Annotated in this window: 18 protein-coding genes and 4 tRNA genes; 6 read left to right on the top strand and 16 right to left on the bottom strand. The window is 54.6% G+C overall.

The features are described 5' to 3' along the window. Positions 1-4: 4 nt before the first annotated feature. The gene (locus LCD46_21785) at positions 5-208 is read right to left on the bottom strand and encodes a lipoprotein (protein UOY70612.1); all 204 of its coding nucleotides are present in this window, start codon (positions 206-208) and stop codon (positions 5-7) included. Between the two features lie 135 nt (positions 209-343). Between LCD46_21785 and cyaY the strand changes: the two genes are divergently transcribed. Next, a complete protein-coding gene (gene cyaY / locus LCD46_21790) occupies positions 344-664 on the top strand; it encodes an iron donor protein CyaY (GenBank protein ID UOY70613.1) in 321 nt (106 codons plus the stop codon). A gap of 42 nt (positions 665-706) precedes the next feature. Here the strand turns inward: cyaY and cyaA are convergent, their stop codons facing one another. After that, positions 707-3,250 carry a class I adenylate cyclase gene (gene cyaA, locus LCD46_21795; protein UOY70614.1) on the bottom strand — a complete coding sequence of 848 codons (2,544 nt, stop codon included), beginning with the start codon at positions 3,248-3,250 and terminating at the stop codon, positions 707-709. Positions 3,251-3,600: 350 nt separating this feature from the next. Between cyaA and hemC the strand changes: the two genes are divergently transcribed. The 5 genes from hemC (at position 3,601) to LCD46_21820 (ending at position 9,081) form a co-directional block, all read left to right on the top strand. Beyond that, complete coding sequence (hemC, locus tag LCD46_21800; protein UOY70615.1) at positions 3,601-4,542, top strand: hydroxymethylbilane synthase; 942 nt, start codon at positions 3,601-3,603, stop codon at positions 4,540-4,542. Continuing rightward, the gene (gene hemD, locus LCD46_21805) at positions 4,539-5,279 is read left to right on the top strand and encodes a uroporphyrinogen-III synthase (protein UOY70616.1); all 741 of its coding nucleotides are present in this window, start codon (positions 4,539-4,541) and stop codon (positions 5,277-5,279) included. Before hemC ends, hemD begins: the two co-directional genes overlap by 4 nt. A 20-nt stretch (positions 5,280-5,299) precedes the next feature. Continuing rightward, a complete protein-coding gene (hemX, locus tag LCD46_21810; protein ID UOY70617.1) occupies positions 5,300-6,496 on the top strand; it encodes a uroporphyrinogen-III C-methyltransferase in 1,197 nt (398 codons plus the stop codon). Between the two features lie 2 nt (positions 6,497-6,498). After that, complete coding sequence (gene hemY, locus LCD46_21815) at positions 6,499-7,698, top strand: protoheme IX biogenesis protein HemY (protein ID UOY73031.1); 1,200 nt, start codon at positions 6,499-6,501, stop codon at positions 7,696-7,698. Positions 7,699-7,869: 171 nt separating this feature from the next. Then, positions 7,870-9,081 carry an MFS transporter gene (locus LCD46_21820; GenBank protein ID UOY70618.1) on the top strand — a complete coding sequence of 404 codons (1,212 nt, stop codon included), beginning with the start codon at positions 7,870-7,872 and terminating at the stop codon, positions 9,079-9,081. Between the two features lie 505 nt (positions 9,082-9,586). Here LCD46_21820 and LCD46_21825 read toward each other — a convergent pair. The 14 genes from LCD46_21825 to wzzE form a co-directional block, all read right to left on the bottom strand. After that, positions 9,587-9,663: transfer RNA gene (locus tag LCD46_21825), tRNA-Pro, on the bottom strand. Positions 9,664-9,708: 45 nt separating this feature from the next. After that, positions 9,709-9,794: transfer RNA gene (locus LCD46_21830), tRNA-Leu, on the bottom strand. Positions 9,795-9,815: 21 nt separating this feature from the next. Next, positions 9,816-9,891: transfer RNA gene (locus LCD46_21835), tRNA-His, on the bottom strand. 67 nt (positions 9,892-9,958) lie between these two features. Beyond that, positions 9,959-10,035: transfer RNA gene (locus LCD46_21840), tRNA-Arg, on the bottom strand. A gap of 102 nt (positions 10,036-10,137) precedes the next feature. Beyond that, positions 10,138-11,523, bottom strand: a complete 1,386-nt coding sequence (locus tag LCD46_21845) for an amino acid permease (protein ID UOY70619.1) — start codon at positions 11,521-11,523, stop codon at positions 10,138-10,140. Positions 11,524-11,720: 197 nt separating this feature from the next. After that, positions 11,721-12,461: a lipopolysaccharide N-acetylmannosaminouronosyltransferase gene (gene rffM, locus LCD46_21850; GenBank protein UOY70620.1), complete on the bottom strand. Its 741-nt coding sequence runs from the start codon at positions 12,459-12,461 to the stop codon at positions 11,721-11,723. Between the two features lie 12 nt (positions 12,462-12,473). Beyond that, positions 12,474-13,826 (bottom strand): ECA oligosaccharide polymerase, encoded by a 1,353-nt coding sequence (wzyE, locus tag LCD46_21855; protein ID UOY70621.1) that lies wholly within the window; start codon positions 13,824-13,826, stop codon positions 12,474-12,476. Beyond that, positions 13,823-14,902: a TDP-N-acetylfucosamine:lipid II N-acetylfucosaminyltransferase gene (locus LCD46_21860; protein UOY70622.1), complete on the bottom strand. Its 1,080-nt coding sequence runs from the start codon at positions 14,900-14,902 to the stop codon at positions 13,823-13,825. Before LCD46_21860 ends, wzyE begins: the two co-directional genes overlap by 4 nt. Continuing rightward, positions 14,899-16,149: a lipid III flippase WzxE gene (gene wzxE, locus LCD46_21865; GenBank protein UOY70623.1), complete on the bottom strand. Its 1,251-nt coding sequence runs from the start codon at positions 16,147-16,149 to the stop codon at positions 14,899-14,901. Before wzxE ends, LCD46_21860 begins: the two co-directional genes overlap by 4 nt. 1 nt (position 16,150) lies before the next feature. Then, positions 16,151-17,281: a dTDP-4-amino-4,6-dideoxygalactose transaminase gene (gene rffA, locus LCD46_21870; protein UOY70624.1), complete on the bottom strand. Its 1,131-nt coding sequence runs from the start codon at positions 17,279-17,281 to the stop codon at positions 16,151-16,153. A 4-nt stretch (positions 17,282-17,285) separates the two neighbouring features. Next, complete coding sequence (rffC, locus tag LCD46_21875) at positions 17,286-17,963, bottom strand: dTDP-4-amino-4,6-dideoxy-D-galactose acyltransferase (GenBank protein ID UOY70625.1); 678 nt, start codon at positions 17,961-17,963, stop codon at positions 17,286-17,288. Beyond that, positions 17,960-19,222: a UDP-N-acetyl-D-mannosamine dehydrogenase gene (wecC, locus tag LCD46_21880; protein UOY70626.1), complete on the bottom strand. Its 1,263-nt coding sequence runs from the start codon at positions 19,220-19,222 to the stop codon at positions 17,960-17,962. Before wecC ends, rffC begins: the two co-directional genes overlap by 4 nt. Continuing rightward, positions 19,219-20,349 (bottom strand): UDP-N-acetylglucosamine 2-epimerase (non-hydrolyzing), encoded by a 1,131-nt coding sequence (wecB, locus tag LCD46_21885; protein UOY70627.1) that lies wholly within the window; start codon positions 20,347-20,349, stop codon positions 19,219-19,221. The genes wecC and wecB overlap by 4 nt, the downstream gene beginning before the upstream one ends. A gap of 56 nt (positions 20,350-20,405) precedes the next feature. Then, positions 20,406-21,452, bottom strand: coding sequence for an ECA polysaccharide chain length modulation protein (gene wzzE / locus LCD46_21890; GenBank protein ID UOY70628.1), 1,047 nt, complete (start codon positions 21,450-21,452; stop codon positions 20,406-20,408). Between the last annotated feature and the right edge of the window lie 5 nt (positions 21,453-21,457).

Genomic DNA, 21,457 nt, shown 5'->3' on the forward strand with positions numbered 1-21,457 from the left:
GTCGTCAGAGATTAACCTGAGTCGGGCCACCGTTGTCGCCACGATCGTTAGTATCTGGCGTAGAAGACTCAATGCCGCTTTGCACAGGTTTCGTCGGCGGCGGTGCGGTTTTATCCGCTGGCGGGAAATACAGTGGTCCTTTCAGTCCACAGCCAGTCAGGCTAAACAGCGTGATGAGAACGGCAAGCGTTCGAAAAGCGTTTTTCATTATAAAATTGCCCGTAAGTTCAAATCTGGTTCTATCATCGCAGGAGAAGACACAAAAGCAAGAGTTTGCCGCTTTCCTGCAACGGGAATTATTTAGCGTTATACTGCCGCCATCACGAAAAACAGGAACAAAACTATGAACGACAGTGAATTCCATCGCCTTGCCGACAACCTGTGGATGACCATCGAAGAACGTCTTGACGACTGGGACGGCGACAGCGATATCGATTGTGAAATCAACGGCGGTATCCTGACCCTGAGCTTCGAAAACGGCAGCAAAATTATTATTAACCGTCAGGAGCCGCTTCACCAGGTATGGCTGGCAGCCAAACAGGGTGGCTACCATTTCGACCTGAAAGACGGTGAATGGGTTTGCGACCGTAGCGGCGTCACGTTCTGGGATCTGCTGGAGCAGGCGGCGACCGCGCAAGCGGGTGAGGTCGTGAGTTTCAGGTAGTTTTGTTGCCCGGTGGCGCTTACGCTTACCGGGCGAAAAGACTCAGGAGAAATACTGCTGCAACAGTGGCGTGGTGTCCTGATTTGCAGGCACCGCAGGCGTGACGGCCTGGGTCCGGAACGGGATCACCTGCACGCGGCCATCGACGTTCACAATCTGGTAGAACTGCGGCAGGTTGAAGTTGATAAAGCTTGAGCCGTAGGTGAAGCGGTCGTGTGAAGAGGAATAGAAGCGGCTGACGTCGCGCACCAGCTCCTCTTTACTGCCTTCACAGTGGTGATAGACCTCGGCGCGGTTGGTCTCATCCAGAATGTAGATGTTGAAACCGGCATCGTCGCCCGACTCTTCAAAGAAGAACTGAATAATCCCTTCGCTGGCAAAACCATCCACCACCTGCGGCAGTTTGACGTGGTTGGTTTCCACCTGCACGGACAGGCCATGCAGCTTGTTGTGCGAAATTGCGCCATAAAATTCGATGGCGTTTTCCAGTTTCTGTACCGACACGTTCAGACGTTCAAAGAACAAGCCCCAGGTCTGACCGGAGACGCGCAGCGCTTTAAAGCGCCCGGTTTCCTGGCGAGTACTGGAGAGACGCAGTTCAATACATTCAGAGACCAGTTGCTGCACACGAGTACGAATCAACCCGCGCAGATGCTGGCTGTAGCAGAACACTTCTACACTGTCCGGCGGCGCGGCATCCTGGTGCATCTTGCCGAGAATGGTTTTCAGCGCTTCGATCATCGCCTGCTCGCCGTTGAAATGCAGGGTACGCACTTCGTTCCACGAGTTGCGATAAAGCAGGTCAACGCTGCCCACCAGGCAGTTTTGCTGCTCGCCAAAGCTAAAGACGTCCAGCTTACGGAAATCAAAATGGACCACCTGATTGCGGAAAGCCGCCGTCGGGTCGTATTCCAGGTTGACGATAATCGCCAGATGGCGGATTTCACACGGGCTGTAGAGCGCTTTTGGCGTTGGCGCAGGCAGGCGCAGCGGGAAGTGATGGGACACATCCGCTACCATCTCCTGCAGTTTGGCTAAATCGACGACCTCGTTACCCTTGATGAACAAACGGGTACGTGAAGTCAGCAGGCCGTTAAACCAGGCCCAGGCCACCAGCTTGTTCAGGTAGCGGTTATACTCCAGCGGCTGATGGCTGATGATCGAATCCATGCTTGGCGCACGGTTGTACAGATACCACCCGGTGCGGTTCGCGCGTCCCGGCGGCACATAGATAAACGTCAGATTCGGTTCAGACAGGTCAGGCGAAATCTGCGGGTTAACCAGCGTGACTTTACCTGGCAGCGCTTCAAACGCAGCGTACAGTTTACGGGTCAACACCCCGATATCCTGCGGGCTGGCGGAGACGCTGAGATTATTGCGGCGCGCAAAGCGGATCAGGTTACGGTAGCTTTGCATCATCGCATCAAGCAATTCGTTGTGCGCTTCACGCACCTGGTCGATTTTCCAGTTGGCGCGGTTGTCGAGCATGGACAGACGCTCTTCGTCCCATCCCCACTCTTTGACTAACTGACTAACTACTTCACGACGCCAGCCAACGCAGGCGCGTTCGCGGCTCAATTTTTCACAGACTTTGAGATAGAAACATCGACGCACCAGGTCAAGACGCGTGGTGTCTTCAATGGCATTCAGGTATTCGGTGACGCGTTCGAGCATCATGCAGTAGGCATCAAGCCCGAAGGAGACAATCTCGCCATCGTGCAGACGCTGTTTGATGTCTTTCGCCAGCAGGCGCGGCGTGGGGTATTCCCAGGAGTAGGCTTCGAGCAGCAGCGTTTTCAGCACCGCTTTATACGGGGAGTCAATGCTCTTATAGAGCTGCCAGAGGCTCGCGCCAAAGTACTCTTCGGCCGACAGGGAACTCAGGCCGCCCAGGTCCAGCCATTCGTTTGGCGTCAGCACGCCCTGCGCATACAGCGACATGACGTAATCGTCGTAATGCTCTTCTTCTTCGCACGGCACCATATTCCAAAGAATACGCTTACCGGCCAGACGAACGGCAGTACGGTAAAATTCATCCAGCAACAAAATGTGCTGGGTCGAGCCGCAGTCCTCACCACCCAGACTGCCGCTTTCGTTATGACGGAAACGGTTTTCATCAATCAGGAAGAAACTCACTTCCACGCCGAGCGACGCAGCCCAGCTCTCCAGCAGGCTGCATTTACGCTGCAGCAGCTGACGCTCTTCGTTATCGAGCCAGGACTGGTGGCAGACCCAGATGTCCAGGTCAGAAGAACAGCTTTGCCCTACCGATGAGGTACTTCCCATAGAGTAAACGCCGGTAATCGGCAGTTCACCTTTCGGGGACTCCTGCGGCGGGATGCCACGGTAGAGTTCAAGCTCATTCAGATAATGCTGTTGGGTTTCATCAGGCGTGAAAAGGCAAATGCCCTGGGGAACGTTACCATCGAGGTAACCCGGCATCAGCGGATGGTGATAGTGCAATAATGTCGGCAGCAGACTGTATACCTGCTGGAAAGCAGGGCCCATAGCAGCAAGCGCGCGATCCACACGCAGTTGATTTATGGCATCCAGTCTCTGTTTCAGAGTCTCAATATAGAGGTACAAGACGTATCGCCTGATGTTTCCGGGTGTCGCAAACTATTCAAAACACGAATAACAGCGGACCCGCAGTATTTCAAAAAGATAACCGTTACCCTTTTTCGCCCTTATCATTTTTGGTGGTACCGACGAAAAAATGGTCTAAAACGTGATCAATTTAACACCTTGCCGATTGACCGTAAAGAAAGATGCGCTACATACAAGTGTAGCACCGTTCTGTACGTGTAAATTCCTGAATACGGCTATGGCTGACGAATACGCCGCCTTGTCCCTCTCACTCTTCATCAACCGTAAAACTGCCATCCCAGAGTCAACAATGTTAGGATGGTTAGCGATTGATAATGACGGTAACAAGCATGTTAGACAATGTTTTGAGAATTGCCACACGCCAAAGCCCTCTTGCGCTCTGGCAGGCACATTATGTGAAGCAGCGCCTTGAAGCCTGCCACGGTGGATTGCGCGTCGAGCTAGTGCCGATGGTCACGCGTGGTGATGTGATCCTTGATACGCCGCTGGCGAAAGTGGGCGGCAAAGGCCTGTTTGTCAAAGAACTGGAACTGGCATTGCTTGAGAACCGCGCTGATATTGCCGTACATTCGATGAAAGACGTGCCCGTCGAGTTTCCGGAAGGGCTGGGTCTGGTGACAATCTGCGAGCGCGAAGACCCGCGTGACGCGTTTGTCTCTAACCACTATGACTCGCTTGATGCGCTGCCTGAGGGCTGTGTGGTTGGCACGTCCAGTTTACGCCGTCAGTGTCAGTTGGCAGAGCGTCGTCCGGACCTGATCATCCGCTCGCTGCGCGGTAACGTCGGCACGCGTCTGAGCAAGCTGGATAACGGCGATTACGATGCCATTATTCTTGCGGTGGCGGGTCTGAAGCGTCTGGGGCTGGAGTCGCGCATTCGTGTGGCGTTGCCACCGGAGCTGTCGCTGCCCGCCGTGGGTCAGGGTGCGGTCGGCATTGAGTGCCGTCTGGACGATGCGCGAACCCGCGCACTCCTTGCCCCACTGAACCATGACGAGACCGCTATTCGCGTAAAAGCCGAACGTGCGATGAATACCCGCCTCGAAGGAGGGTGCCAGGTGCCGATTGGCAGCTATGCTGAATTAATTAACGGTGAGCTGTGGTTGCGTGCACTGGTTGGCGCACCGGACGGTTCGCAGATGGTACGCGGTGAGCGTCGCGGCAAAGCACAGGATGCCGATCAGCTTGGCGTGTCGCTGGCAGAAGAGTTACTGGATAACGGCGCCCGCGAGATTCTGGCTGACGTTTATAATGGAGAACCCCCTGCATGAGTATTCTTGTCACCCGCCCTTCTCCCGCAGGAGAGCAATTAGTGAGCCGTCTGCGCGCACTGGGGCAGGTGGCCTGGAGTTTTCCGCTTATTGAATTCTCCCCGGGTCGGGAACTGTCTGTGCTCGCCGACCAGATGAATACCCTTCAGGAAGGCGATCTGCTGTTCGCGCTGTCGCAACATGCCGTGGAATATGCCCACGCACAGCTGCAACAGCAAGGTCTGACCTGGCCAACCGCCCCCCGCTATTTCGCGATTGGCCGCTCGACGGCGCTGGCTTTACATACCATCAGCGGTGCGAATGTGCGTTACCCGTTAGATCGGGAAATCAGCGAAGTCTTGCTACAATTACCTGAATTACAAACTATTGCCGGCAAGCGTGCGCTGATTTTACGCGGTAACGGCGGACGTGAACTGTTGGGTGAAACGCTGCTGGAGCGTGGAGCTGATATCACGTTCGTTGAGTGTTATCAGCGCTGTGCAAAACACTACGATGGCGCGGAAGAGGCGATGCGCTGGCACGCGCGAGGCATCAATACGCTGGTGGTGACCAGCGGTGAAATGTTACAACAGCTTTGGGCACTGATACCGCTTTGGTATCGCGAAAACTGGTTACTCCGCTGTCGACTTCTGGTCGTCAGTGAGCGTCTGGCGAACAAGGCCCGGGAACTGGGCTGGCAGGATATTCGGATCGCTGATAACGCCGACAACGATGCGCTGCTGCGCGCATTACAATAACTCTCAAATGGGAAGCCATAATGACGGAACACGATAAATCCTCCGCCGTGGTTGAAGAGACCAGGGAGACTGTGGACGCGACGCCACAGCCAGAGACGAAAGAGAACATCGCTGAGAAGAAAAACGGCAGCAACAAAAAAAGCCTCGCGCTGAGCGCGATTGCCATCGCTATTGCGCTGGCGGCCGGCGTTGGCCTGTACGGTTTGGTGAAACAACAGAGTGCTAACCAGACGGCCACCAGCGACGCACTGGTGAATCAGCTTACGGCTCTGCAAAAAGCGCAAGAGACACAGAAAACCGAACTGGAAGCGGTGATTAAACAGCAGGCAACCGCACTCGCCGAGGCGAACAGTAAACAAGAAGAGTTGACCAAACAGCTGGGCGACGTGCAGCAGAAAGTGGCGACGATCTCCGGCACCGATGCTAAAACCTGGCTGCTCTCCCAGGCTGACTTCCTGGTGAAGCTCGCCGGGCGTAAGCTCTGGAGCGATCAGGATGTCACCACTGCCGCCGCACTGCTGAAAAGCGCCGATGCGAGCCTGGCGGACATGAACGATCCAAGCCTCATCACCGCACGTCGCGCGATCACCGAAGACATCGCCAGCCTCTCCGCCGTCTCACAGGTGGATTACGATGGCATTATCCTCAAAGTGAACCAGCTTTCGAATCAGATTGATAACCTGCAGCTGGCAGATAACAACGACGACGACTCCCCGATGGATTCCGACGGCACCGAGCTTTCCAGCTCCCTGAGCGAATGGCGTGTGAACCTGCAAAAAAGCTGGCAGAACTTTATGGACAGCTTTATCACTATCCGCCGTCGCGACGAAACCGCCGTTCCGCTGTTAGCGCCGAATCAGGATATTTATCTGCGCGAAAACATTCGTTCCCGCCTGCTGGTTGCCGCCCAGGCCGTGCCGCGTCATCAGGAAGAGACCTACAAACAGGCGCTGGATAACGTCTCTACGTGGGTACGCGCTTACTACAATACCGATGATGCGACGACCACCGCCTTCCTCGAAGACATTGATAAACTGAGCCAACAGAACATCACCATGAACGTGCCAGATAAGCTGGAAAGCCAGCCGATTCTGGAGAAGCTGATGCAGACGCGAGTGCGTAATTTGCTGGCACAGCCAGGTGTTCCGGCTGAGCAAACTGGCGGAGCCGCCCCAGCTCCTGCACCCGCGCCTGAAAGCGCACCGCAAGGAGAGTAATGATGCTAAAAGTCCTCTTACTCTTCATCCTGCTGATCGCCGGGATCGTGTTGGGTCCGATGCTTGCCGGTCATCAGGGTTACGTCCTGATCCAGACCGATAACTACAACATCGAAACCAGCGTAACGGGTCTGGCGATCATTCTGATCCTCGGTGTGGTCGTGCTGTTTGCTGTCGAGTGGGTCCTGCGCCGTATTTTCCGCACCGGCGCGCATACGCGTGGCTGGTTCGTGGGTCGTAAGCGCCGCCGCGCCCGTAAGCAAACCGAACAGGCACTGCTGAAACTTGCGGAAGGTGACTATCAGCAGGTTGAAAAGCTGATGTCAAAAAACGCCGATCATGCCGAACAGCCAGTAGTGAACTATTTGCTGGCCGCGGAAGCCGCGCAACAGCGGGGTGACGAAGTCCGCGCTAATCAACACCTGGAACGTGCGTCTGAACTGGCGTCTAACGACCCGATTCCGGTGGAAATTACGCGTGTTCGTCTGCAACTGGCACGCAATGAAAATCACGCTGCACGCCACGGCATCGACCGCCTGCTGGAAATTGCGCCACGTCACCCGGAAGTTCTGCGTCTGGCTGAGCAGGCGTATATTCGGACCGGTGCATGGGGTTCACTGCTGGACATCATTCCATCAATGGCGAAGGCCGAAGTGGGTGATGATGAACATCGTGATGAGCTTCAGCGCCTGGCATGGATTGGCCTGATGGATCAGGCTCGCGCCGATTTGGGCAGCGACGGTCTGAAAACCTGGTGGAAGAATCAGAGCAGGAAAACGCGTCAGCAGATCCCACTGCAGGTGGCAATGGCAGAACATCTTATTGAATGTGACGATCATGACACCGCGCAGGAGATCCTTCTCGACGGTCTCAAACGCCAGTATGACGATCGGCTGGTGATGGTGATCCCACGCCTGAAAACCAACAATCCAGAACAAATTGAAAAAGTGCTGCGTCAGCAGATTAAAACCGTCGGTGACCGTCCGCTGCTGTGGAGCACGCTGGGTCAGTCGCTGATGAAGCATGGCGAATGGCAGGAAGCGAGCCTCGCCTTCCGCGCGGCACTGAAACAGCGTCCGGATGCGTTTGACTACGCATGGCTTGCCGATACGCTGGACAAACAGCATAAGCCCGAAGAGGCAGCCGCCATGCGACGTGATGGGTTGCTGTTGACGCTGCAAAACAACGGTACCCAGCAGTAAATAAACAGGAGGCCAAATGGCCTCCTTTTTTTATCGCCCATCTCCTGCTACATTCTTTGTACCCATATCTGCAAACGCACCCGCCAATGTAACGATGTCTTTTCATTAACCTTTTTCACACACGCGCACATTCTGCAGCGTGGACTAAATTGTTTTTGAAAGGAAATCTTCATGAACTCGCTTTTGTATGCGCTTATTGAAGCGCTGCGCGGCCACCGCTGGCTGCGCCTGCTTGCCTGTGCTTTTATCTTTACTTCGCTGGGAAATGGTTTAACCCAGGTTGTGGTCTTCGGTTTGCTGTTAGCGTGGTCAGCCTCGCCAGCACTGCTAACCCTCGCTTTTCTTTTCGCTACGGTACCAGGATTTGTCGGTAGCCTGATCGGTGAAAAGCTGTGCTCGAGCTATTCTCCAATATCTCTGCTGATACTGACCGAAGGACTGGGCCTGCTCGCCCTGCTCTTTCCCTTGTTTGGCGTGGGTTATCACAGCATTGCCGCTTTACTCGCCGTGCAATCCACCGAAGCGCTGCTCAGCGGGATGAGTTGGCCCGCGCTGACGTTGCTCTTTAAGCGCGGTCTCAGTGAAGCGGAGTTACCTGCGGCAACCTGTCTGGAAACTGTGATTTTTGCTTCTCAGGTGTTGTTAGGAACCGGACTGGGCGTAGTGCTGTTCCAGAGGACATCCGTGTTTACACTGCTGGCTATTGATGCCGCCAGCTTTCTCGGGTCACTGTTAATGCTATGGCTGGCTGAGCGCCAGTTTTCAGCACCATCACTCCCGTTCCCTGTTGAAGAGACAGCGCCTGCGGCGCTACGCTGGCGGACGTTGACCCGTCGGCAAAAACGCAGCCTGCTCATCCTCCCGGCGCTGGCAGCCGTCGGTTCACCGGCGATGGCACTCCTTCCGGCACTCGCGCAACAGATCCATCCTCAGAATGCGGCGGGTCTTGCTCTGCCTCTGCTTCTCGCGAGGAGTATGGGACAGCTTTGCGGCCCCATGCTGCTAAAAAGAGACAGCCTGGCGCACTTTGCTGCCCACACACCGCGAATCATCGTTTGTCTCGGTATCTTTCTGGCCGCTTATGGCATGCTTCCGTTTTTATCCGGATGGGTGGCCTGTGCGCTAGGGATGATCTTTATCGCACATCTGGCTTCGAATGTTCTCTTTGCGGCTGGCACGTTTGCTGTTCTTAGTAGCTTTGATGACACGCAAACCGCTTCAGCCAGCGGTAAAGCCTGGCGCTGGCAAACGCTCAGCGCCTCTCTTTTCACCGGCATCGCAGCGATGGTGGCAACCGGATTTGGCTCAGTACAGGCACTCTATACCGTCTCGTCAGTGGCTCTGCTGACCGTTGCTCTGATCATGTGCTTTTATCGGGAGTAAGACATAAAAAAACGCCTGCTATAAAAGCAGGCGTTAAAACAGGTCTGTAAGACAACATATTTGGTGCTTCACTCAACGTTGTGTCCATGGTGTTTGATGAGGCCGAAGCGACATCTGTCAGTGGACGATAAGCACCGTAAATGGCTCTGCGTCATTCCTGAGTTTATGAGGCACTAAGGCGAACATAAGAGATGGAATGAGCATCTACACGCATATTATTGCACGTAACGTGCCAACATAACACTCCGAACTTTTACACCGCGCAACATTTTAAGATAAAAGGAAATTATGCTGTTAAGCACCCTCTGAGGCCCGACAATAATCCGGCAAACACAACAATATGTCTCCTGGAGGAGACAGTAAAATCAGCAAAGGATTTTTTTCTATTTTTTCAATGAATTGCATGTCGCTAAATCGCGACAATAAATGTAGGTGCTGTCGGGGGATTGCTACAGGGTGAAAAGGCGCAGAAAACAAAAAACCCCGCCGAAGCGGGGTTCAAAATTGGTCGGCGAGAGAGGATTCGAACCTCCGACCCACTGGTCCCAAACCAGTTGCGCTACCAAGCTGCGCTACTCGCCGATGTACTGCTTTTTGAATTTTTAGTTCAATTCATTTAAAAAGTCGTGGTGCGAGGGGGGGGACTCGAACCCCCACATCCTAAGGACACTAACACCTGAAGCTAGCGCGTCTACCAATTCCGCCACCTTCGCAATTCACAACTCTTTCAATAATGGGGTGGCTAATGGGATTCGAACCCACGACAACTGGAATCACAATCCAGGGCTCTACCAACTGAGCTATAGCCACCACTGTATTCTTAACTCACGCGGTACTGACTACTTCTCAGACCACCGCAGCTCCAGCACCGGGTAAATGGTGCGCCCGACAGGATTCGAACCTGAGACCTCTGCCTCCGGAGGGCAGCGCTCTATCCAGCTGAGCTACGGGCGCTTAGCGCCGTTGCGGGGCTGGATATTACGTACCTCCGTCCCCGCTGTCTAGTGCTTTTTTGAAAAAAATGCGCGTTTGGTTATGGTTTGCACATTTTGCCGCTTATTCCTCCACTTTCTGCGTGGTGGCACGGCTACCCAGGCCAAAAAGCTTATACGCAGCTGTCACTGCCGCCAGGAAGATCACCCCGACAAACAGCGACATGCGGGTATCTTCATTAAAGTACATTCCGATTAATACGCAAACCAGGAACGCCATCGTTAAATAGTTCGCATACGGGAACAGAATTGAGCGGAACGGATGGCTTTCAATCGCCTTTTTATGCGCATGGCGGAAACGCAGCTGGCTTATCAGGATAACAAACCACGGCACCATGCCTGGCAGCACGCTGGCGCTATAGACGTAAACAAATACGCGCTGCGGGTTAGGAATGATGTAATTCAGACAAGAGCCAACCAGCAGTATCGCAATGGAGACCGCCACGCCCGCAACCGGAACGCCAGCACGTGAGACTTTACTCATCGCCGCAGGCAGCTGGTTATTCTTCGAGAGTGCATAAAGCATACGACCACAGCTGTACATTCCACTGTTACAGCCTGACAATGCCGCCGTCAGTACCACAAAGTTGATGATACCTGCCGCCGCCGTGATGCCAATTTTCGCGAAGGTTAAAACAAACGGGCTACCGGTCGTGCCAATTTCGTTCCACGGGAAGATGGTCACGATGACGAAGATCGCGCCCACATAGAAAATCAGGATACGCCACAGCACCTTACCCACCGCACTACGCAGCGTGACTTGCGGGTTTTTCGCTTCACCGGCGGTAATGCCGATAAGCTCCACCCCCTGATACGAGGCCACAACGATACACAGCGCCGTCAGGAAGCCCTTCCAGCCGCCAGCGAAGAAGCCGCCGTTTTCAGTCAGGTTACCAAAGCCGATAGCGTGTCCGCCGTTGCCAAAGCCGAAGAAAATCACGCCCAGGCCAACGACAATCATCACGATAATCGTGGTGACTTTAATCATTGCGAACCAGAACTCAATTTCACCGTAAAGGCGCACGGCGGCCAGATTTGCCAGCGCCACCAACCCTACGGCAATGAGCGCGGGTATCCACTGAACCATGTCCGGGAACCAGAACTGGACGTAGACCCCTATCGCGGTGATCTCTGAGATGCCTACCGCCATCCACATAAACCAGTATGACCAGGCCGTCAGGTAGCCGAAGAACGGGCTCATATAGCGATGCGCGTAAACGGCGAAAGAACCGGTCACTGGCTCCAGGAAGAGCATTTCACCCATCGAACGCATAATGAAGAAAACAAACAGCCCGGCGATAATATACGCCAGTAATACGGAAGGGCCTGCCCATTTGAGCGTACTTGCGGAGCCCATAAACAGGCCGACGCCGATAGTGCCGCCCAGCGCTATCAGTTCAATATGACGAGCTTCCAGCCCACGCTGTAGCTCCGGTTTTTTCTCTGCCATAGATCCTCGATTGTGTTTGCTGTTTCCCGACTTAAGACCGGGTATTGTTTTTTAGGGGTACTAAAATACGGAGCGAATGGTTTCTTAAAATCTGCCAAATGGCAAACGATGCATTAAAAAAATGAATGCATTGCACAGATTATCAGCAGTTTTGCAGGGGAGTTGCAGCGCGAATAGCATATCGCGCTACATTTTGATTACATTTTCCCGGTGTAATGCCAGGCGAGGTAGCGAAGCAGGCGAATCTGTCGTTTAATGCGCGTCGGTTGCGATAGCAGGCGGTACAGCCACTCAAGGCCCAGATTTTGCCAGACCTTGGGCGCACGCTTAACGTGGCCAGTAAAGACGTCGTACGTGCCGCCGACGCCCATGTACAGGGCATCTGGGCAGACCGGACGGCAGTCACGCATCAGGATCTCCTGGCGCGGGGAACCCATCGCCACGGTGACAATTTTCGCCCCGCTGTCGCGAACGCGCGCAAACAGCGCCTGCCGATCTTCCGGTTTGAAGTACCCATCCTGGCTGCCAACAATATTAACATTCCATTGACGACGCAGTTTCTCCTCCGTCTGGGCCAGTATCTCCGGCTTCCCGCCAATCAGGAACACGGGCGTGCCCTGCGCACCTGCGCGGGCCATAAGCTGCTCCCAGAGATCGGCACCCGCCACGCGGGAAACATTAGCGTCAGGATACTTTTTACGGATTGAGCGAACCACGCTGATACCGTCCGCGTATTTAAACTCAGCGGCTTCAATCAGACTTTTGACTTCCGCATTATCCTCAACTGCCAGCATTTTTTCCGCATTGATGGCCACCAGCGTCCCGGATTTCATTTGGCCGTCGGCAAAAAGAAAATCCAGTGCGTGCTGCATGTCGCGCCAGCCAATAAGCTGCAAACCACGTAGCGCATAGCGCGGTGCAGACGTTTTATCAGTCATTACTATCCTTACTCAGACTTGCGACAGCGTTGTGCTGCCCTGCGGCTCGCGCTTGTGCACAAGCCCGGCACTGTCAAACAGCCAGTACAACAATTTGGCCAGTAACAGGCAGACGCCGAAAATGACCATGAAGAACACCACGCGCGAAACGAATGAGTCCAGCCCTTCGCGCGCCAGAACGATCATATTGAAAATGGCACCAAAGCAGAAACTGTGCAAAATGGCCGCTTTATAGCGGTTGGTCTCTTCGTTACCACGCACGTAAAGCCAGTCAAACCACTTAATAATCAACCCTACGGCAACGGCCCCGGGCAGAATGAACCACGCCCCACCCATCACTACCAGAGAGCCAATCAGCGTTGGCGAGATGGCCAGTCCGGAATGGTTGTTCAGTACCTCCCAGGTAAAATAGTTCGCGGTATTGAGCACCACGCCAGGACGGTCCGGCCATAGCCAGGAAGGGATAAAGACGTAGAAGTCGCGAACGATTGGCGCCAGGCCCTGGAAATCAATCTTGTCGTAGTTTTGCAGAAGTAATGCCAGGTTTTCCCACGGCGAGAAGGTATCACGCGTCAGATAGAGGAACGTGTAAAACGCTTCATCACCCGCCACATTCATTCCGTAGCGCTTCAGTGCCAGCCAGAACATCCCCACAATGCCAAACACCCCAGCCGCCACCAGCATCCACAGCGAGATCCAGCCGCGAATAATGCCGATAAACAGGAAGATCGCGAAGGCGATAATGATGTTCGCGCGCGTCCCCCCCACAATCATGTAGGTCAGAATGCCGAACGCGACGGTACTGACCAGGAAGAACAGCCACGCTTTGCTGTCCTGGCGCAGGAAGAAGATCACCAGCATTGCCGGGATGAAGAAGTAGAAGAAACGCTTAAGCGCCACGCCTGAGACTTCGGCCGAAAAAATCTGGCTGTAGGAGTGCAGCTTAAACAGCAGGAAGCCGTTATGCATGAAGAAAATGCCGACACTGACCAGGGCGATGGTCATTAGCATCACCCATGTCAGGTGGGTCTCCACCCTGTTCATGGTAAAAAGCGCCCGGCGTGGTGCGGTTGCCTGCGTTGAACGCAGCCGCGTTTTATAGGTGACGTAGTAAACTGCATAGAAACAGGTTGCAGCCAGAAGTGCCTGGAGCAAAATTTCTGGTGGCGCGACGCTCACGTCGAAGCGGAAGACCAGAATGCTGGTCAGTGGGAAGCCAAAAAAGAACGTCAGCAAAAACAGTAACGAGAAGAACACGTTAAAGTTGAAACGCACGCGGCGGAATTCGAACCAGGTGAGCGTAGCGATAAACAGCGTGCTCAGAAGCCAAACGACCAGCAAACCGCTGAATTGCAACTGGCTCATGCTTTGCCTCCTGCAGCGATACGCAGCGCACGGTGCCACGGCGAGAGGTAATTCGGGCTAAAGAAGTCGATGGAATTTTTGTCCACCAGCGCCAGTTGTCGCTGTGCTTCCCGAACAACTTCTTCATTAAGCACATCGGTGGTAAACAGCACCGGCAGATTCTGCTCGACCATATCTTGCCAGAACGGATTATCGCGATTAAGTACACAGGGGATCCCGGCCTGAATCAGCAGACACAGTGTGCCAATCCCCTGCTGGCGGGCAAAGATAAAATACCCGAGATCGCATTTCCTCAGCAGCGCAAGGTACTCATCAAATTCCAGCTTATTATCCAGAATTTGCAAATTCCCGGCGCTGAATAACGCCAGCCCCTGCTGGCGAACCTCGTCGATATAGGCGTCGTTGTTGAGGGGGTAACCCATCGGGACAACCACATTGACGGTATCGCCAAATTGCTGATGAACAGCCCTGAGCGCGGCAGCATGTTCGTTGCTGCGATCGCCAGAGTTACCGACCAGAATCGTCAGTTTCCCCTCCCGTGGCGTGCCGGTCCCCATGGTGTTAAGCGCCGGGTTCATTCGGGTCGGGAAATAGAGCAATTCGCCGCGCACATCAGGATGCTGTTTCGCAAAATAATTCAGATCGCCACGGGTGGCAAAAACACAGCCCACGCGTCCCTGCGCCATGCGACGCAGCGGGTAGAAAAGCCGGAATTTCCAGCCGCGGGAAACCTCGTAAAGATCGGCCCCCCAGATATGCCAGCTGCACTGGGAGGGTTTAATTCCGCCGCTTAACAATGCCAGCCACAGACCGGTATTAAACTGCCCGTGGAAGAAGAAGCGTTGCTCACGATCCGCTTTGGCTTTGGCAACGACCGCCTTCGCCAGCGTAGCCTTATCCGGCCAGAATGCGATCCTCAGCGCCGGAAACGCCTCGCTCAGGCCCTTATCCTGACCTGCAACCATAAATTCACGCGCATCAGGATCGTCCGATGCCAGCTCATCGTTAAAGAACCGCAATACGGTCTGGTTATGGTGTGGGATATCCGATCCCAGGATGTGAATCAGTGCAGTCATGCGCGTTTACGCCAAAGTAAAAATACGCCGCAACAGGCAGCAAAATAAACGATATAGGTTGCCATGTAGGCCTGAGCCGCTCCCAGTGCTCCGTGCGCGGGGATCAGCCAGTGCGAGAACACCGTCAGGAGCGTAAACTGGCTAATCTCAGCCAGGATATACAAACGCAGCGAGGCTTTCGCAATCACCAGATAGCCAAAAACGTAAGCCCCCACTTTCAGTACATCCCCCACCAGCTGCCAGGCAAAGAGATCGCGCATGGCGGTAAACTTCGCCGAGAAAAGCAGCCAGATGGCAACATCGCGCAATAACCAGACGGTAAAACTCGCAGCCGCAACAGCCGGCAACACAAAGCGCAGAGATCGAAAAATCTCACGGGTAATATCCTGTCTGGACGTCAGGCGCGATAAGGTTGGCAGTAAATAAACGCTAAAGGAAGCCGTTATAAACTGTAGGTAGGCGTCGGAAATGCTACTTACGCCCTGCCAGATACCGACCTCATCCCAGCTATAATGCGCCGCCAGCAGGTTTCGCATCATCACGTAGGCCACGGGTAGCGTGACGGAGGTGATGAGCGCCATCAGGGTAAATTTACCCAGCTGGCTGGCAAGAATCTTATCCCATTGAGGTTTCAGGTAGCTCAGAGGGATGACGCCACGACGCATCAGCATAAAGGCGGCAGGAACAACAACCAGCGCCGGGACGAGCGCCAGCCCCAGCAGTGCGCCTTCATACCCTCCAAGGCGATAGCAGAAGTAATAGGCAATAACGCCGATGACGCTCCCGAGAATTAACGCAAGGGCATTCCCGGCAGCATCACGAAAGCCTTTCATCAGCGCCAGCAGCAGGTTAGCCCAGGCAATCCCCATCTGAACCAGCGCAACCAGACGCACCAGCCCCTGGTAATGAGTGTGCCCGAACAACCCCTGGCTGATGGGTGCCGCCGCCAGCAGAAAGATAATCGCCATCAGGGTTGAAAACCCCGTGACCATCGCCGAGGAGGTGCCCACCACCCTGCGAAGCTGAGCCGCATCATCGTGATACTGCGCAACATATTTGGTCACGCCGTTAAAGATGCCGGCACCGGCCAGTACCCCAAGAACGGTAACAAGCTGACGGAAATTACCCGCCAGCCCCACACCCGAGGGGCCAAATGAGACGGCCAACAGCTTGACGACCAGCAGCCCGGCGCCAATTTTTACAAGCGTGGACGCGGCGGTCCACACCGATGCTTTTGCCAGAGACATATCAGCCGAAATAACTCAGAAGGGTATTAATCACCGTACGCTGGTTAACCGGCGCGAGGTTGTAGAACAGTGGCAGGCGAAGCAGACGCTCACTTTCTTTGGTAGTGTAACGGTCTTCACCTGAGAATACCCCAAACTCCTCGCCCGCCGGGCTGGAGTGCAGCGGAATGTAGTGGAACACCGCCATAATTTCGGCTTCTTTCAGCCAGGCAATAAGCTGGCTGCGATCGTCGTTATCGCGTAGCTTGATGTAGAACATATGCGCGTTGTGGACGCAATCTGCCGGAATGGTCGGTAGCTCAATACGCCCGGCTTTTGCCAGAGGTTCAAGCGCATCGTAATAGGTTTGCCACAGGGAGAGACGCTGAAGGTTGATGCGTTCCGCCGCTTCAAGCTGCGCCCACAGATAGGCCGCCTGTAGATCCGCCATCAGATAGCTTGAGCCAATATCACGCCAGGTATATTTGTCGACCTGGCCACGGAAGAACTGGCTACGGTTGGTGCCTTTTTCGCGGATCACTTCCGCACGCTCCACCAGCGCCCGGTCGTTAATCAGCGTCGCACCACCTTCTCCACCCGCCGTGTAGTTTTTAGTTTCGTGGAAGCTAAAGCAGCCGATATGGCCGATCGTGCCCAGCGCGCGTCCCTTGTAGGTCGACATCACGCCCTGGGCGGCATCTTCCACCACGAACAGATTATGTTTTTTGGCGAGCGCCATGATGGTGTCCATTTCACAGGCCACACCCGCGTAGTGAACCGGCACGATCGCGCGCGTTTTGTCGGTGATAGCCGCTTCAATCAGCGTCTCGTCAATGTTCATGGTATCCGGGCGGATATCCACAAAGACGATTTTCGCCCCGCGCAGGACAAACGCGTTCGCTGTGGAAACGAAGGTATAGCTCGGCATGATCACTTCATCGCCGGGCTGGATATCCAACAGCAGCGCCGCCATTTCCAGCGATGCCGTACAGGACGGGGTCAGCAGCACTTTGGCACTGCGAAAACGCTGTTCCATCCACTGCTGACAGCGGCGGGTAAAACCGCCGTCACCGCAGAGTTTGCCGCTGCCCATGGCAGACTGCATATAGTCGAGTTCCGTTCCGACGACGGGTGGTGCGTTAAATGGAATCATCTTGTCACCTGTATAACCAGTAGGCGGTGGCGTCGATGTTGGCACCACTCGCAATATAACGTTTAAGCGCAGCGGTGTTGCCCACCTGGGTCGCCACCCGCAGCGTCGAAACCTGCTGCTGTTGCGCCCAGTGCATCGCCGCCTGCATGAGTTTTTCACCCATGCCACGCCCGGCTAATAAGCCAATACGCGCCTCACGCTCGTTGAGCTTGCGCAGCGAGACGAACCCCTGGATTTGACCGTCTCCAGCACGAAAAACCAGGCAGACGTGGTCAAAGGTGCCTTTGACCGCATTCTCCACCCACTGCGCGTAGAAACGACCGCTGTCGTCAGGCGCGTACCAGGGCGTGCGAAAACGGCTCTGAGCAAACGCCCGAACCGCCATCTGACGCAGCACGGGAATATCCTGTTCGGTTGCAAATTCCGCGCCTGACGCATCATGCCGGGTGAGCGTTATAGAAAGATCGACCTCACCTTCAACCAGCTTAAAGCCGTGTTGCTGGAGCGCATCAAGAAGGTCAGCACGGTCCGCAGGGATCTTCGCCTGAACCCTCTGCCAGGCCGTAAAGTCAGATTCCATCAGTGCCGGCGCATTATCGCGCAGACGCACAATAGCCGAAGGTAGACCGAAAAAGGTACTCTCCCAGTTCAGGGGTTCAAGCACCCCATTCAGGCTACTCAACGCCAGACACCTTTGGTATCAACAATATACTGCTGACGAACAGCTGCGCCGGACGTCGCTTTAAATTCTTTATGATCCACCAGCAGCACCAGCACATCCGCCGTCGCCAGCGCATCCTCCAGCGCGGTCAGCGTACAGTGCCCCGCCAGTTTTGCCGGAAGCTCATGAATATTCGGTTCGACCACCAGCGTTTCGCCCTTGTGCCATCCGGCAATCATCTCAGCAATTTCCATTGCCGGGCTTTCACGCAAATCATCAATGTTCGGTTTAAATGCCAGACCAAAGCAGGCAATTTTCAGTTCACTGGCGCGCTTGCCGCTCTCTGCCAGACAATCCGCAACCGTGGTTTTAACCTGATTGAGTACCCAGTGAGGTTTGCTGTCGTTCACTTCACGCGCGGTGCGAATCAGACGTGCCTGCGCCGGGTTTTGCGCCACGATAAACCACGGATCGACGGCGATACAGTGACCGCCCACGCCAGGGCCTGGCTGCAGAATGTTGACGCGCGGATGGCGATTCGCCAGGCTGATTAACTCCCAGACGTTAATCCCCTGATCGGCGCAGATCAGCGACAACTCATTCGCAAACGCGATATTGACGTCACGGAAGCTGTTTTCCGTCAGCTTGCACATCTCGGCGGTGCGGGAGTTAGTCACCACACACTCACCTTCCAGGAAAATCTTGTACAGCGCGCTGGCACGTTCGGAACAGACTGGCGTCATACCGCCAATCACGCGGTCGTTTTTAATCAGTTCGACCATGACCTGCCCCGGCAGCACGCGCTCCGGACAGTAGGCAATATTGACATCGGCCTGCTCACCCGCCTGCTGCGGGAAGCTGAGATCGGGACGCGCTTCAGCCAGCCACTGCGCCATCTGCTCGGTTGCCCCAACCGGAGAAGTTGATTCCAGGATCACCAGCGCCCCTTTCTTCAGCACAGGCGCAATGGATTTCACCGCCGACTCGACGAAGGCCATGTCGGGCTCGTGGTCGCCTTTAAATGGCGTTGGAACAGCAATCAGGTACGCATCAGCTTCAACAGGCGTCGTGCTGGCTCGCAGGAAGCCCCCCTCAACCGCCTCTTTCACCACGCGATCAAGATCGGGCTCCACAATATGAATTTCGCCACGGTTAATGGTTTCTACCGCACGCGCGTTGATATCCACCCCGACAACCTGCTTTTGACGGGAGGCAAACGCTGCCGCAGTAGGCAAGCCAATATAGCCAAGACCAATGACAGAGATGGTAGTAAAACTCATAGCGATATCCGATTGTGTTTAAGTGCATGCAAAATACGACCACAAGCCTGCCCGTCTCCGTACGGATTATGGGCCCGGCTCATCGCCTGATACTCTTCATCGTCGTGCAGCAGGCGCGTGACCTCTTCGACGATCAACTGTGTGTCGGTGCCGACCAGGCGTACCGTTCCCGCTTTGACGGCTTCCGGACGCTCGGTCGTTTCACGCATCACCAGAACGGGCTTGCCAAGGGACGGTGCTTCTTCCTGAATGCCACCAGAATCGGTGAGGATCAGCCAGGCATGATTCATCAACCAGACAAACGGCATGTAATCCTGAGGTTCAATGAGAAGGACATTTTCGACATGACCCAGGATGCGGTTGACGGGCTCGCTAACATTTGGGTTGAGATGCACCGGATAAACTATCTGTACATCGTCGTTCTGCGCGGCAATTTCAGCCAGTGCATGACAGATTTGCTCAAAGCCCCGACCAAAGCTTTCACGACGGTGACCAGTGACCAGAATGGTTTTTTTGCCATTGTGCAGGAAGGGGTAACGGGCAGCGAGGTCCTTCTGCAGATCGTTGTTTGCCAGTACACGGTCGCGTACCCAGATCAACGCATCAATGACCGTATTGCCGGTTACAAAGATTTTGTTATCAGCGATATTTTCACGCAGCAAGTTCTGACGCGAGTTTTCGGTTGGCGCAAAGTGGTACATGGCCAGATGACCGGTGAGCGTGCGGTTGGCCTCTTCCGGCCATGGGGAATATAGGTTTCCGGTACGCAGACCCGCCTCAACATGACCGACGGGAATACGCTGGTAAAACGCAGCCAGACTTGTCGCCACGGTGGTGGTGGTGTCACCGTGAACCAGTACAACGTCAGGTTTGAATGACTCCAGAATCGGCTTGAGCTCTTGCAGAATCCGGCAGGTTATCTCGGTCAACCCTTGCCCCGGCTTCATAATATTGAGGTCATAATCCGGGACGATGGAAAAGAGCGTTAAGACCTGATCGAGCATCTCACGGTGTTGGGCTGTGACGCACACTTTCGCTTCAATATCAGGATCATTGGCCAGCGCGTGAACCAGAGGTGCCATCTTAATGGCCTCCGGCCTGGTGCCAAATACGGTAAGTACTTTCACATCGATTCTCTTCGATTAGACGATGAAGGCCTTAGCCTTCATCGTAGACGGCGTTCTTAGTTTGTGCGACGACGCGTTAACGCCACGCCAGCGCCCGTCAGTGCGCCTACAATCCCCCACATGATCATCAGGAATGCACGACGCGGACTATCGCGTTTTACAGGTTCTTCAGGCGTTCGCAAATAACGATAGGTCTGAAAACGCGGGTCCAGCGTTGGACCAACATTCAGGGTAGTGAGCATCGCGCGGTTTTGATCGTAGTCGAGGTCAAAATCAGGGCCAACGGCCTGGAGGTTTTCCAGACGGGCCTGCAGCATTGGGCGACCAAGCAGGAACATCTCAGAATCAGGCAATTCATCAGCCGGGACATCTGTCTCAGTGCGGGAAATATTGCGCTGCTCCGCAATTTTCAGCGCCTGTTCAATATTGTGTACACGGCGAGAGAAAATGGCTTTTGCCACCTCTTCCTGACGTTTTACCTGGGCTTTCATCTGGATGGTACGAGCCGCCCAGGCACCTTTAAGCTCTTCATTCAGATGGCTTGCGGCACGCTGGCTGGCAAACGCGACATACTGGCGCAACAGGTTGTTGGCATCCGGCGCAGTTTCTGCAATCAGCTTAACGCTGTCGTTAACGTTACGCAGCGCATCACCCGGCGTAAACTGGATGTTGTTTATCAGGTCATCCAAAAACGCGGCATCCGCTTTGCTGTTGCCCACCATACGCTGCTTGTAATAATCCGTCTGACTCCAGAAATCGCGGCGTGTATCCCACGAGGCCAGTTGCATCACAAACTCTTTGTATGCCTCATCCATGACGGAAGCCTGATCGGGTGTCGCCAGATTCGCCTTGATATCCAGATTACGCAGGAACTGCTGCTGGGAATAAAACCCGCCGAGCATGTTAACCGTTGGTCTGTCTGTAATTGCTGTGGCGCTCCACTCTTGTTTTGCAAAGAAGGTGTAGGCCAGCGCTAACAGTGCGAACCCCAGCGCGATCCCAGCAATCCAGAGTTTGCCTGCCCATAACACGCGAAACAAACCCCGAATATCCAGTTCATTCTCAGTTACCACTGATTTCGCTCCCGCCAACGGTTGAGTCATCATAG

It is taken from the genome of Enterobacter ludwigii (assembly GCA_023023105.1).
Classification (GTDB): domain Bacteria; phylum Pseudomonadota; class Gammaproteobacteria; order Enterobacterales; family Enterobacteriaceae; genus Enterobacter; species Enterobacter adelaidei.

Bases quoted from the DNA above. Each gene is read 5' to 3' on its own strand.
- rffM (UOY70620.1), bottom strand. From the start codon at position 12,461: ATGACTGATAAAACGTCTGCACCGCGCTATGCGCTACGTGGTTTGCAG.
- wecC (UOY70626.1), bottom strand. From the start codon at position 19,222: ATGAGTTTTACTACCATCTCTGTCATTGGTCTTGGCTATATTGGCTTG.
- LCD46_21820 (UOY70618.1), top strand. From the start codon at position 7,870: ATGAACTCGCTTTTGTATGCGCTTATTGAAGCGCTGCGCGGCCACCGC.
- LCD46_21785 (UOY70612.1), bottom strand. From the start codon at position 208: ATGAAAAACGCTTTTCGAACGCTTGCCGTTCTCATCACGCTGTTTAGC.
- cyaY (UOY70613.1), top strand. From the start codon at position 344: ATGAACGACAGTGAATTCCATCGCCTTGCCGACAACCTGTGGATGACC.
- hemY (UOY73031.1), top strand. From the start codon at position 6,499: ATGCTAAAAGTCCTCTTACTCTTCATCCTGCTGATCGCCGGGATCGTG.
- wzxE (UOY70623.1), bottom strand. From the start codon at position 16,149: ATGTCTCTGGCAAAAGCATCGGTGTGGACCGCCGCGTCCACGCTTGTA.
- wzzE (UOY70628.1), bottom strand. From the start codon at position 21,452: ATGACTCAACCGTTGGCGGGAGCGAAATCAGTGGTAACTGAGAATGAA.
- LCD46_21860 (UOY70622.1), bottom strand. From the start codon at position 14,902: ATGACTGCACTGATTCACATCCTGGGATCGGATATCCCACACCATAAC.
- hemC (UOY70615.1), top strand. From the start codon at position 3,601: ATGTTAGACAATGTTTTGAGAATTGCCACACGCCAAAGCCCTCTTGCG.
- LCD46_21845 (UOY70619.1), bottom strand. From the start codon at position 11,523: ATGGCAGAGAAAAAACCGGAGCTACAGCGTGGGCTGGAAGCTCGTCAT.
- hemD (UOY70616.1), top strand. From the start codon at position 4,539: ATGAGTATTCTTGTCACCCGCCCTTCTCCCGCAGGAGAGCAATTAGTG.
- wzyE (UOY70621.1), bottom strand. From the start codon at position 13,826: ATGAGCCAGTTGCAATTCAGCGGTTTGCTGGTCGTTTGGCTTCTGAGC.
- rffA (UOY70624.1), bottom strand. From the start codon at position 17,281: ATGATTCCATTTAACGCACCACCCGTCGTCGGAACGGAACTCGACTAT.
- hemX (UOY70617.1), top strand. From the start codon at position 5,300: ATGACGGAACACGATAAATCCTCCGCCGTGGTTGAAGAGACCAGGGAG.